The sequence below is a fragment of the Brevundimonas sp. genome (genome assembly GCF_965227765.1).
GTDB lineage: Bacteria > Pseudomonadota > Alphaproteobacteria > Caulobacterales > Caulobacteraceae > Brevundimonas.
The window spans coordinates 3061740-3074128 of the sequence record NZ_OZ245778.1 but is presented as its reverse complement, the minus strand read 5'-3'; the positions used below and the strand labels follow the sequence as shown (position 1 = coordinate 3074128).

The following is a 12389-nucleotide window of genomic DNA, read 5'->3' as shown; positions in this document are numbered from 1 at the left end:
TTAAAATCTTCCCCTTCGGCCTGCATCAGGCCGCGCTTCAGGATATCCGGGCATGAGCCGCCTTCGTCTTCTCGCCGCCGGCCTCATGGCGTTCTTCGCCCTGTCGTTCGTCGCAGCCCCCGTTGTTGCGCAGTCGCAGGGCGAGCCAGCCCGCCCGGCCAAGCTCGTCTTTTCCATCCAGTCCTCGGAAGGCCAGGCCTCGTCCGGGCCGATCTGGCAGCCCCTGCTGAACGACCTGCAACGCGAACTGGGTATTCCTGTCGAGCCCATCTTCGGCTCCAACTATTCCGTGCTCGTCGAGGCCATGCGGGCCAATCAGTCCCAGGTCGCCTGGTTCTCGGCTTTGCCTGCGGTTCAGGCCGTCGACCGCGCCCAGGCCGAAGTCATCGCCCGTACCGTCGATAGCGAAGGCAAGGATTCCTATGTCTCCTCCCTGATCGTCAAAAAGGGCTCCGGCATCACCCTGGCGGATGTCGAGCGCTGCGACCGCTCGCTGACCTTCGGCCTCGGCGACGCCCAGTCCCTGTCCGGCACGCTTGCGCCCCTGACCTATTTCTTCGGTCCTCGCGGCCTCGATCCGACGCGCTGCTTCTCCACCGTCCGCTCGGCCAACCACCAGGCCAACTCGTTTTCCATCGCCAACGGCCTGGTCGATGTCGCGACCTCCAACTCGGTCAACACCGTCTTCCTGCGCCGCGAGAACGCTCGCGTGGCGGATCAGATCGAGACCATCTGGGAATCTCCGCCCATCCCCGAGTCGAGCATCCTGGTGCGGGGCACCCTGCCGGACAGCCTCAAGGCTCAGATCCGCGAGTTCTTCATCAACTACGGCCAAGGCTTCGGCCCCGAGGCCGACCGCCAGCGCAAGGTCATGCAGGGGCTGAACTATTCCCAGTTCCGCGAGGCCGACAACTCCTACCTGGCCCCCATTCGCGAGATGAAGGCCGACCAGGCCAAGCGTGAGCGGACCAAGGCCCAGGCTCTGCCGGACAGCGTCGCCCCGGCGTCCCGCTTCAAACAGGTCGCCCCCTTCGCCCTGATCGGCCTGCTGGTCCTCTACGCCATCGCCATGAACCTGATGCGCCGCCGCACGGCTGTGGCCGTGGCCGAGGGCAGGGTCCCGGCGCCGCCCGAAAAATCCGCCGCCGCCTGGTCGCTGGACATCCTGCTGTGGGGCGGGTTCGCCATCATCCTGATCGCCAGCTTCACCCGCGTGGAACTGCCCAATGTCCTGAACCTGTTCACCAACTCCGAAAACATGCGGAACTACGGCAAGGACTTCCTCAACCCCGACTTCAGCAAGTGGCAGTCGCTGGTCGGCCAGATGTGGCTGACGGTGCAGATCGCGCTGTGGGGCACCTTCCTGGCTGTGTTCCTGGCCGTGCCGCTCAGTCTGATGGCGTCGCGCAACCTGTCGCCGGCCTGGCTGGTCTGGCCGGTGCGACGGGTCATGGACATCCTGCGTTCCATCCCCGACCTGGTGATCGGCACCCTGTTCATCGTCGCGGTGGGCCTGGGACCGCTGGCCGGGGTCCTGGCCATCGCCCTGAACACCGCGGGCGTCCTGGCCAAGCTGTTCTCCGAAGCGGTCGAGTCGATCGACAAGGGCCCCATCGAGGGCGTCAAGGCGACCGGCGCGGGCCAGTTGCACGAGATCGGCTGGGGCGTGCTGCCCCAGGTCGCGCCGCTGTGGACCAGCTTCGCCCTGTACCGTTTCGAATCCAACAGCCGCGCGGCCACGGTGCTGGGCCTGATCGGGGCGGGCGGCATTGGTCAGGTGTTGTTCGAAAGCCTGCAGGCCTTCGACTATCGGACCGTATCGACCATCGCCATCATCATCGTCGTGGCCGTGACCCTGATCGACATGCTGTCACAGGCGATGCGCAAACGCTTGCTGTGACCGTCACAAACCCTCAGCGGAACTGTCACATTCGAGTGGTCTAAGCGTCACGAACGACGTTTGGAGACTCCTCGTCATGCATCGCATCCTTTTGACCGCCGCCTCGACCCTGGCCCTCGCCGCTCTCGCCGCCTGCGGCTCGGGTGACGGCGCGGCAGGCCAGGCCCAGCGCTCGGGCGTCTGGGCCGCCGGTTCGTCGACTGTCTTCCCCTTCGCCACCCGCGTGGCCGAGAATTTCGGGCGCAACAATCCGGGCGGCGCCGCCCCCCGCGTCGAGGCTCTGGGCACCGGCGGCGGCATCCAGGCCTTCTGCCAGGGTCTCGGCCCGTCCACGCCGGACATCGCCAACGCCTCGCGCCAGATGAAGAAGTCCGAGTTCGAGATGTGCCAGAAGAACGGCGTCACCGAGATCGTCGAGCTGAAGATCGGCTATGACGGCATCGTCATCGCCACGGCGCGCACGGGCAACAGCTTTAACTTCGAACTGAACGACCTCTACGAGGGCCTGGCCAAGGAAGTCCCCGGCGCTGGCGGCGCCTTCGTCGCCAACCCGGCCACGACCTGGAACCAGGTCAATGCGGGCCTGCCCAACCAGCGCATCCAGGTCTATGGCCCGCCGCCCACCTCGGGCACGCGCGACGCCTTCCTCGAACTGGGCATGGCGCCCGGCGGCAAGCTGGTCCCGGCGGTCAACGCCCTGGCCGGCGACAAGGATCGCTTCGAGGCCCTGACCCATACCCTGCGCGAGGACGGCGCCTGGATCGACTCGGGCGAGAACGACAACGCCATCGTCCAGACCCTGACCCGCACCCCCGGCTCGCTGGGCGTGTTCGGCTTCTCCTTCCTTGAGCAGAACATGGACACGGTGAAGGCCGAGACCATCGACGGCGTCTCCCCCTCGCCCGAGACCATCGCCGACGGCACCTATCCCCTGGCCCGCAGCCTCTACATCTACGTCAAGAAGCAGCACATCGGCGTCACGCCCAACCTGCAGGCCTTCGTGTCGGAGTTCATGTCGGAATCGGCGGCGGCGCGGGGCGGCTATCTGCAGGATCGCGGCCTTGTGCCCCTGCCGGAAGCCGAGCTTGCGGCCCAGCGCGCCATCGCCGCCGCCATGACGCCGATGGCGGCCCCGGCGAAGTAGCGCCTTCCCTTTTTCCCGCAAGGGAAGGCGGAAAAGCAGAAGGGGCCGCGAGCGATCGCGGCCCCTTCCTTTTTCGGTGGGGATCGAACCTCAGCCTTCGCTGATCTCTCGCACGGCCTTCATCAAGGCTTCGACCACCTTGGCGGTCTCGGGTTCGGACCAGCCGCCGGGCTTCATCTGCACCGCCTGACGCAGGGTATGGAAGGCCTCGCGCACCACCTCTGGGGTCTGTTCGCCAGAGACGAACTTGGCCGCCAGGGCCATGCGCTGCATGACGCCGTCAACCGCGGTGCGGTTCTCCTCCAGCCAGGTCACGCCGGTCTCGGTGACGGTGAAGACCCGCTTGCCGGTCGCGTCCTCGACCCCCGCGATCAGGCCCTCGTCGGCCAGCAGGGACAGGGTCGGATAGACCACGCCGGGGGAGGGGGCGTAACCGCCGCCGAACGCCGCCTCAATGGCCTTGATCAGGTCATAGCCGTGGCGCGGCTCCTGCTCGACCAGGGCCAGCAGGACCAGCTTCAGGTCGCCGGGACCGAACATTCTGCGGCCTCGACCGGGACCTCGACCGTGACCGCCGCGACCTTCGCCGCCGCCTCGGCCCTCGCTGCCCCGACCTTCGCCACCGCGCCCCCAGGGGCCGCGGCCCCGGCCTTCGCCGTCATGCGATGGGCCACAGTGGTGACGGCCGTGATGGCCGCCGTGATGACGCCCGTGGCGGCCCCTGCCGCCGTCTCTGTCTTCGTGAAATCCAAACATGGATGGGTTCTCCTTCATTTTCATAGCGCAAAGATATATCTTAAACTGCCTTACGCAAGGGTCTTGAGATATATCTTTTGTTCGGGCGGAACCGCGCGGCCGGGCGGGCTTTGAATCCCTAAGCCAGGCAGGAGACCACCATGACCGACCCCACCAAGGCCGAAGACACGCCCCAGACCTCGGACGCCCGAGAAGCCGACGACATCGGCGAACGCCCTGATCGTGGCCGCACGCCCGACAGTATCGTGGAACGGCTGACCGGCACCGACACGGGCTCGGACACCCGCGCGGGTTCCCTGCAGGGCGGCGTGGCCACGGGCTCGGACAATGATCCGGACCAGGACGAAATCAACGAGACCCTCGCCAGCGAAGGCATGGCCGCCAGAGACAGGGCCAGAGACAGGGCGACCGAAGGCGATGCTGAGCCCGACCCTGGCTAAGCGTCGCGGCGATAACAGCCAAGCTGTTCCACCTTGCCGCCTTGCCCCCGCCATTCTGATGCGCCACGGTGCGGCTTGCGTTTGGATTTCAAGGACCTGCCCCGGATGAAGTTCAGTATGGCGGCGACCCTCGTCGTCGCGATGGCCGGTTTGGCCGCGTGCGATGGTCCCAGGGTTCCAGCCGAAAAGCCCGCCTCAGCGCCTGAGTTGACGGCGCCGCCTGCAGAGACGGCCCCCGCTCAAATGACGGCGACGCCCGCTTCGGCGGCTTCTGTTTCGGCGCCGGTCGCGCCGGGCGCCCCTGCCTTCGCGGCTGTCTATCCCGGCGGCGAGATCGAGGGAGATCCGACCCTGGCGGCTGGGCCTGCCGGGCCGGGCGGCCTGATCACCTTCAAGACCGACGCCGCGCCGGAGCAGGTCGTGGCCTTCTATCGCCAGCGCGCCGAGGCCGAGGGCATGGCGCCGGTCATGGAGATGAACCAGGGTGCGGCGCGCGCCTATGGGGCCGCCAAGGAAGCCAGCGGCGCCAATGTCCAGGTCGTGGCCTCTCCGACCGAGAACGACGAGACCTCGGTGCAACTGAGCTGGAGCGCCGGCGAGTGAGACCTTCGGCGGATCGCTGGATAGCGTTCGCCGGTCTCGCGGCCCTGTTGGCGTCGACGTCGGGCTGCGCCGCCTATGGAACTGGCGGCGGCCCCGGATCCAGCGGCGACACGGAATTGCCTGGCTATCTCACGCCCGCCGCCCTGTCGCGCATAGCCGCCCTGGTTCCGCCGCCCGCAGCAGAGGGTTCGCCCGAGCAGGCGGCAGACCGCGCCCTGTCGGACCGCTACCGCGCGCTGGAGGGGGCCGACCGCTGGCTATTGGCCACCGCCCATGCCGAACTGTCGCCCGGCCTGGCCCTGCAGCATTTCGACTGCACCCTTGGAATCCGATCCGCCGGTGGGCCCACGCCCCGGCTGGTCGTGATCTTCGAACGGGTCATGGCCGACGCCGATGCGGTCACCGAACGGGTCAAGGCGCGCGATCCGCGCCCCCGCCCGGTCGCCGTCGATCCCTCGCGCCCCGCTTGCCAGCGGCTGAGCGCGGCCAGTCGCGCCAGCCCTTCCTATCCGTCCGGCAGCGCGGCGGTCGGCGCGGCCTATGCCGGGGTTCTGGCGGCCGCCCAGCCTGATCGCGCCGAGGCCGTGCGCGAAATCGGCCATCAGATCGCGCTCAGCCGCGTGGTCTGCGCCATGCACTACCCGGCCGACGCGGCGGAAGGAGAAGCCGTGGGCCGCGCGACCTTCGACGCCATCGCCGCCACCCCGGCCTTCCAGGCTGATCTGTTGGTCGCACGGACCGAGATCGCGGCCGTCCGGGCGACCGGCCTGACCCATCCGGGATGCGCCGCTGAACGCGCCGCCCTGGCCCTGCCGACGCCCTGATGCTGGGCCTGGCGCTGGCCACTCTGTTGGGAACCGGCCCGGTGGACCTGCCCGCCGACCGGGCCTGTACGCCTGCCGAGATCACGGCCCTGACCGCCGCCCCCGACGGAAGGGACGCCCCCTATCGCCTGACCTGTCGCGCGACCCTGAACGGACGGGCCGTCACGCGCCGGGTGCTGGTGGAGGGCGCGGAGGCTTCGGGCGCAGGCATCGACTGCGGCGGCGGCGTGATCGGCCGCCCCGGCGTGGCCCGCACCAGTCGCGCCCCGACCCTGGCCATCTGGTCGCGTCGCACCGGAGACGCCTTCAGCCGCCCGACCGACATCGCCATCCGCAACTGCACCGTCCACGGCTCGGTCCGCATCTGGGGCATGGGCGCGGGGCGCAGCATGGCCGATCTGCGCGAGTCCTCGCGCACCGCCGGCCATACCCAGGCGGCCCAGGCGGCGGCGCCGACGCGGGTGGCCCTGAACGGGGTCACCTTCGCCGCCAATGGCTCGATCCCCCTCTATGTCGGGCCGGGCGTGACACAGACCAAGGTCACCGGCGGGCGGTTCATCGGGCGCTCGGATTCGGTGGCCGTCTATCTGGACGCCGAAAGCCGTCAGGCCGAGATCACGGGGGTCCGCTTCGACGTTCGCACCGCGCGCGAGATCATCGCCGTCGACGGCTCGGCCGCAAACACCATCATGGCCAACCGCTTCGCCCTGAACGGCCAGGGCGGCGTCTTCCTGTACCGGAACTGCGGCGAGGACGGCGTGATCCGGCACCAGACCCCGTCCGATAATGTGGTGTCCGACAACACCTTTTCCGGCGCCTCCTGGCTCAGGCCGCGGCTGGTGGTGGTCGGGTCGCGCGAGGGCGGACGGCGATACTGCGCAGACGATCGCGGCTATCCGTTCGGCTCCAGCCTGGACGACGGCGACCACGCCACGGGCAATGTCGTCTATCGCAATCGCCGACTGAGCTAGTCGGCTAGGCTGTCAGAGCCTTTGGTGTTGGAGATTGTCATGACTAACGCAGACCGATTTCTCGCATACGTCCGACAGTTTCCCGGGCGCGACGACGACCAAGCCTCAGCCGATCTCAACATACGACCGAGGCAACAGATCAATCAGATCGCAAACCGTCTGCTCGCTCAAAACGAGATTAAGCGCCGTATCGGGCCGAGCGGGAAGTTGTCCAACTATCCCGCTTAGCTAGGTCTCGCAGAGGCCAGCGCACCGTACAGGTCCGTGCGCCGGTCGCGGAAGAAGCCCCAGGCGGCGCGGTAGCGGTCGACGTGATCCAGATCGAAGCTGTGCACCAGCGCGCCCTCGTCCTCGGCGCCGAAGCTTTCGACCAGGTCGCCGCGATGATCGGCGATGAAGGAGTGGCCGTAGAAGTCCTGGCCCTGGGGCGTCACCTGCTCATGGCCGATGCGGTTGGCGGCGACGACCGGGATGACGTTGGACACGGCGTGGCCCTGCATGGCCCGTCGCCACGGCTCGGCGGTGTCCAGGTCGGCGTCATGCGGCTCCGAGCCGATAGCGGTCGGATACATCAGCACGTCGGCGCCCAGCAGCGCCATGGCCCGCGCCGTCTCGGGGAACCATTGGTCCCAGCAGATGCCGACCCCGACCTTGCCGAAGCGGGTCGACCAGACCTTGAAGCCGGTGTCGCCGGGCCGGAAATAGTATTTCTCCTGATAGCCGGGGCCGTCGGGGATGTGGCTCTTGCGATAGACGCCCAGCGGCGATCCGTCCGCGTCCAGCATGACCAGAGAATTGTAATAATGCGGCCCCTCGCGCTCGAAGATCGAGACGGGGATGGCGACGCCCAGCTCCTTGGCGACCTCGGCCATGGCGATGACGGCGGGATGTTCGCGCCACGGATAGGCGGTGGCGAACCAGTGCTCCTCCTGGCTGACGCAGAAATACGGCCCTTGGAACAGTTCGGACGGCAGGATCACTTGCGCCCCTTTGGACGCGGCCTGCCTGACCAGACCGGCGGTCTTGTTGATGTTCGCCGTCATGTCCTCGCCGTAGGAGGTCTGAAGCGCGGCGACTGAAATCGTGCGTGCCATTACGCAGGCTCCTGCTGGGAGATGCAGTGGAAGGACCCGCCGCCGGTCAGGATGGCGTTGGAGGGCAGGGGGATGATCTCTCGGTCGGGGAAGACGGTGGCCAGGGCCTCGCAGGCCAGGCGCGCGGCCATGTCATTGCCATAGGTCGGAACCACGACCGCGCCGTTGGCGATCAGGAAGTTCATATGGCTGGCCGGGATCGGGCGCTGGTCCTCGTCCAGCACCATGCCAGGCGAGGGGATGGGCAGGATGGTCAGGGGATTGCCGTCCGCATCGGTCGCCGCGCGGATGGCGTCGGCGGCGGCGTGATAGGCCTCGGCGTTGGGGTCCTTGGCGCCAAACGGGATGGGCAGGGCGACCACGCCCGGGGCCACGAAACGGGCCAGGTTGTCGATATGGCCGTCGGTGTGGTCGTTCAGCAGACCCTCGCCCAGCCACACCACCTTGCGCGCGCCCAGGGCCTCGGCCAGGGCGGCCTCTGCGGCGGATGCGGTCCAACCGGCGTTACGGTTCTTGTTCAGCAGGCACTGGCCGGTGGTCAGGATGGTGCCGATCCCGTCGTGATCCAAGGCGCCGCCTTCCAGGATGAAGTCGTTGCGGGTCGGCGTGACCCCGGCGGCGGCGGCGATCTGGTCGGCGACCGCATCATCGCCCGGCATGTCGTACTTGCCGCCCCAGCCGTTGAAGCTGAAGGCGGCGGCCGTTTTCGACCCTGCGCCGAAGATCGGGCCGGTGTCGCGCAGCCAGACATCGCCGAACCGTCCGGCGACGACCTCGACATTGGCCACGCCCGCGAAGCGCGCCTGGGCGTCGGGCAGGGCCTCGTCATTGCCGACCATCAGCTTGACGTTCTCGCGGCCCGGACCGGCCAGGGCGTGAACCAGGGCCTCGACCTCGTCCTTGGCGGCGGCCAGTTCGTCGAACCACCATTCCGCATGGCTGGGCCAGCCCACCCACATCGCGCGGTGCGGAGCCCATTCGGCGGGGATCGGATGGGTCATGGGCGAAGAGGTTCCTTGGACAGGCGCGAGGGCAGCCCGCGCAGATAGCCATGCACGGGCCCAGGTTCAACCGGCGCGGTCCTCCGACCGGGTGGACGCCGGACATGAAAAGGGGCGGCCCGTCGCCGGACCGCCCCTGATCGTCTCGTCAGCTGTTCGCGATCAGAAGGTGTAGCGAACGCCGAACTTCACCTGCCAGACCGAGGCCGAGGTGGCCGGCGACGGGTTGGCCGCGCTGAAGCGCGTGAAGCTGTAATAGTTGCCCGTGCCGGACGGGCAGCCCGACGACGTGCGGTTGCAGTTTACGGCGTCGACGTTGGCCGAGGAGGCGTAAGGCGAGTTGTACTGCTGGATCACGCCCCACTCGTCGTTGAGCAGGTTGCCGAGGTTTTCGACGTCGGCATAGATTTCCAGACGGGCGCCGCCGGGGAAGAAGGCGGGGATTTCCTGGGCGATATGCAGGTCGAAGGTGGTCACGTCCGGCGCGCGGAAGGCGTTCCGGGGTGCGATCTGACCGGCGTATTTGATCAGGCCCGTGTTCTGCAGGAAGTCGTTGAAGCCTGCCAGGTCGAACGGGGTGGTGACGCCGCCCGAGGTGACCGAACCGAACTGGACCAGCGGGTCGCTGGTCGGGGTGACCAGGCCGTTGGAGTCCACCTGCGGAACGTACAGCAGCTGGTTGCGGGTGCTGTAGGCCGAGGTCACGCCGAACATGCTGTTGGTGCTCGAGTTGAACACATAGCTGAAGGGCAGGCCCGAACGCTTCTGACCGAACAGGTTCAGGCGCGTGCGGTAGTCGCCGAAGAAGGCGCGCTGATACGACAGGTTCAGCTTCCAGGCTTCCTGGATCTCGAACGACGAGGTCAGCACGAAGGCGCTGTTCGGGTCGGACGTGACCGTGTTCTGGAAGCTGGACGAGGCGGTCGACGAGCCGGGCGACGAGGATTCCGTCGAGTCCAGGTAGGTGTAGCTGAGGTTGGCGCCCAGGCCTTCGGCCCAGCCATCACGCCAGTCCTTGCCGATCGAGACGGCGAACTGGTCGGTCTGGCCTCCTTCGAAGTTGGTCAGCAGCAGGACGCGCTGGCTGGAGTTCGAGGGGTTGGGATCGAAGGTCGGACGACCGTCGGGGGCCGTGCCGTTCTGGGTCTCGACCATGCTCAGGTCGATCCAGCCCACGGCCGTGTCCTGTTCGGAGTGAACATACTCGCCGGTCACGGTCCAGTCGTCGCCCATGCCCCAGCGGCTCAGGTCGAAGCCGTAGGTGGCGCCCAGCGAGGTCTTCCAGATGGACGGCGTCTTGAAGGACGGGTCGATCGGGTTGATGTCGCCCGTGCCGCGGTTTGCGCTGTTGGTCACGCCGGTCTGCAGGCCGGTGCTGGGCTGGGTCGCATTGACGTCCGTCAGGGCATCGGTGGGGCAGACCTGAAGGAAGGCGTTGCTCTGGGTGGGCGAGGTGTAGCCCGGCGCGCGGCAGCTGTAGAGGCCGGCCAGGTTGCCGGTGTTGCTGAAGGCGTTGGAGATCCACACGTTGGGCGAACCGCCCTGGTAACGACCGAAGCCGCCGTAGATCGAAAGGCTGTCGGCAGCGCGCCAGTTGAAGCCGAAGCGCGGCTGGACCTGGAAGATGCCGTCCAGGTTCTCGTTGTTCTTGAAGCCGTAACGAGCTTCGAACGCAGGGTTCTCCAGCGGACGGTCATCCTGCTCGTACCAGTCCAGGCGGATGCCGGCGGTCAGGGTCAGGTTCTCGATACCGCGCCAGGTATCCTGCACGAACAGGGTGTTCTGGGCGTAGGAGAAGGCGGCGCCGGCGTCGGCCTTCACGTTGCTGGCGGCGTTCTGATAGACGACCGACGAGGCTTGGCCGGCGGCCAGATCGGCGACCGAGGCGAACTCGTAGGTGCCGTTGGCGTTCTGGACGAAGACGTTGAAGATGTCCTGTTCTTCGCGCTCAAAGCCGAAGGTCAGGCGGTGGTCGTCAGGCAGGTCCCAGTTGGCGACTGCGCGATAGAAGGTGGTGTCGACGGCCAGTTCGTTGGCCTGGCGCGAAATGTCCGGGCCGAGGCGAATGGCGCGGCGCGTGCCCGTGCTTGCCGGGTCATCCAGATAGACCAGGAACTGGGCCGTATCGTTGTCGACGAAGTTCTGGCTCAGGGATTCGACCGACTTCTTGGCGACCGAGAACTCGGTCGAGAAGGTGTCCGTCCAGTCCGAGAAGATCTGGCCCTTAATGGACTCCAGCGTCTGGCTGTAGAGGTAGCCCGACGACAGCAGGCCCAGAACAGGCGTGCTGTTCGAGGTCGAGGAGGAGCCGACGCGGAAGTCGCCGGTTTCGACGCTCTGGTACGACAGGACGGCGCGGTGGCGGTCGTTGATGTTCCAGTCCAGCTTGGCGAACCACTTCTCGTCGTTGACGGTCAGGGCGTCGGCCTGCCAGTCCAGCGGGTCATAGCCGTAGCGGGTCTGGACGGCGCTGCGCACGGCGTCGACGTCGGCCTGGGTGATGCCGGGGACGGGGTTGGCGGCGTCCGAGCCGGTTGGGCCGGTCAGGACCGGTTGGGTCGATTCAAAGTTCTCGTAGTTCACCAGGAAGAACAGGCGATCCTTGATGATCGGGCCGCTCAGGGTCGCGCCCCAGGTTTCTTCCTCGAAGGTGCCGCCCAGTTCGCGGTTGTCGACGACGCCGTTCTGGAAGTTCTCGAAGCTGAAGGTGTTGCCCTGCAGACCGTCGTTGGTCCACTCCTTGAAGACTTCACCGTGGAACTCGTTGCCGCCCGACTTGGTGACCGAGTTGATCACGCCGCCGGTAAAGCTGCCGTACTGGACGTCGTAGGGCGAGACCGAGACGCTGACCGCCTCGATGACCGACAGCGAGATCGGGGTGCCGACGGTGGGATAGCCATTCGAGTTCAGGCCGAAGTCGTCGCCCTGGCGCACGCCATCGACGAGGAAGGCGTTGTAGCGGGTGTTCTGGCCGCCGATCGACAGGGCGCCCGAGTTGGAGGGATCGACCGTGGCGAACGGAGAGGTCCGAACGATGTCCTTGATGTCGCGGCTGATGGAGGGGAGCGTCTCGACATCGCTGAGGTTGAAGTTGCTCGTCGGCGAGGTGTTGCGCGTCGAACGGGCTCCGGTGACCACCACGTCGCTGAGCGAGAAGGCGTCATCGCTGGCGGCGCCGACGAGGGTCAGGTCCAGGGTGTAGGGCGAGCCGATGCCGATGGCGGCGACATTGGCCGCAGCTTCGCCTTCGGCCGAGCTGACGCGGACCGCGTAGGGGCCGCCGACGCGCAGGTTGCGGGCGCCGAAGTTGCCGTTCGGACCCGACAGCGTCGTGACGCTGGTGCCCGAAGGAATGTGGGTCACGACGACGGTGGCGCCGACTACGGGCGCGCCCGCTGCGTCATAGACGCCGCCGACGATGCCGCCGGTCGTTTCCTGGGCGTGGACCGCGGTGGCGGAAAGCAGAAGCGCAGCGGCGGACGCGCCGTACGCGAGGTTGCGAAGCAGCATTCAGAGTATCCCCTCTCTGGACCGCGCGCTGCCCGGGAGGAGCGATGCCGACGCGCGATGATGACTGAGTAGGGGCTCCCTCTAGGGGAGATTGAACGCCGTGTGGCGACAAGTATGTGACAGCTGCACGAGAGGAGGGAACTGTG

Annotated in this window: 11 protein-coding genes and 1 pseudogene; 7 read left to right on the top strand and 5 right to left on the bottom strand. The window is 67.3% G+C overall.

Translation table 11 applies throughout. The features are described from left to right. Positions 1-52 precede the first annotated feature (52 nt). The 3 genes and pseudogenes from phnD to ACO05L_RS14745 form a co-directional block, all read left to right on the top strand. Positions 53-856 (top strand): annotated as a pseudogene (gene phnD / locus ACO05L_RS14755) (phosphate/phosphite/phosphonate ABC transporter substrate-binding protein); the annotation flags it as partial. A gap of 222 nt (positions 857-1078) precedes the next feature. Further along, a complete protein-coding gene (gene phnE / locus ACO05L_RS14750) occupies positions 1079-1900 on the top strand; it encodes a phosphonate ABC transporter, permease protein PhnE (RefSeq protein ID WP_421731703.1) in 822 nt (273 codons plus the stop codon). Positions 1901-1976: 76 nt separating this feature from the next. Further along, positions 1977-3044, top strand: a complete 1068-nt coding sequence (locus ACO05L_RS14745) for a substrate-binding domain-containing protein (RefSeq protein ID WP_421729921.1) — start codon at positions 1977-1979, stop codon at positions 3042-3044. A gap of 90 nt (positions 3045-3134) precedes the next feature. On the opposite strand, the gene ACO05L_RS14740 is transcribed toward ACO05L_RS14745, so the two are convergent. Then, complete coding sequence (locus tag ACO05L_RS14740) at positions 3135-3584, bottom strand: PadR family transcriptional regulator (protein ID WP_421729920.1); 450 nt, start codon at positions 3582-3584, stop codon at positions 3135-3137. After that, a complete protein-coding gene (locus ACO05L_RS14735; RefSeq protein ID WP_421729919.1) occupies positions 3563-3796 on the bottom strand; it encodes a hypothetical protein in 234 nt (77 codons plus the stop codon). The genes ACO05L_RS14740 and ACO05L_RS14735 overlap by 22 nt, the downstream gene beginning before the upstream one ends. Positions 3797-3940: 144 nt before the next feature. On the opposite strand from ACO05L_RS14735, the gene ACO05L_RS14730 reads away from it, so the two are divergent. The 4 genes from ACO05L_RS14730 to ACO05L_RS14715 all read left to right on the top strand — a co-directional run bounded on the left by ACO05L_RS14730 (position 3941) and on the right by ACO05L_RS14715 (position 6638). Then, positions 3941-4240: a ribonuclease gene (locus ACO05L_RS14730; protein WP_421729918.1), complete on the top strand. Its 300-nt coding sequence runs from the start codon at positions 3941-3943 to the stop codon at positions 4238-4240. Positions 4241-4345: 105 nt separating this feature from the next. Then, positions 4346-4843 (top strand): hypothetical protein, encoded by a 498-nt coding sequence (locus ACO05L_RS14725; RefSeq protein ID WP_421729917.1) that lies wholly within the window; start codon positions 4346-4348, stop codon positions 4841-4843. 116 nt (positions 4844-4959) lie between these two features. Continuing rightward, positions 4960-5667: a phosphatase PAP2 family protein gene (locus ACO05L_RS14720; RefSeq protein ID WP_421729916.1), complete on the top strand. Its 708-nt coding sequence runs from the start codon at positions 4960-4962 to the stop codon at positions 5665-5667. Then, the gene (locus tag ACO05L_RS14715; protein WP_421729915.1) at positions 5667-6638 is read left to right on the top strand and encodes a right-handed parallel beta-helix repeat-containing protein; all 972 of its coding nucleotides are present in this window, start codon (positions 5667-5669) and stop codon (positions 6636-6638) included. The genes ACO05L_RS14720 and ACO05L_RS14715 overlap by 1 nt, the downstream gene beginning before the upstream one ends. Before the next feature lie 224 nt (positions 6639-6862). On the opposite strand, the gene aguB is transcribed toward ACO05L_RS14715, so the two are convergent. The 3 genes from aguB to ACO05L_RS14700 all read right to left on the bottom strand — a co-directional run bounded on the left by aguB (position 6863) and on the right by ACO05L_RS14700 (position 12243). Continuing rightward, the gene (gene aguB / locus ACO05L_RS14710; RefSeq protein WP_421729914.1) at positions 6863-7732 is read right to left on the bottom strand and encodes an N-carbamoylputrescine amidase; all 870 of its coding nucleotides are present in this window, start codon (positions 7730-7732) and stop codon (positions 6863-6865) included. Next, the gene (locus tag ACO05L_RS14705) at positions 7732-8733 is read right to left on the bottom strand and encodes an agmatine deiminase family protein (protein WP_421729913.1); all 1002 of its coding nucleotides are present in this window, start codon (positions 8731-8733) and stop codon (positions 7732-7734) included. Before ACO05L_RS14705 ends, aguB begins: the two co-directional genes overlap by 1 nt. A 162-nt stretch (positions 8734-8895) precedes the next feature. Next, positions 8896-12243 (bottom strand): TonB-dependent receptor, encoded by a 3348-nt coding sequence (locus ACO05L_RS14700; RefSeq protein ID WP_421729912.1) that lies wholly within the window; start codon positions 12241-12243, stop codon positions 8896-8898. Between the last annotated feature and the right edge of the window lie 146 nt (positions 12244-12389).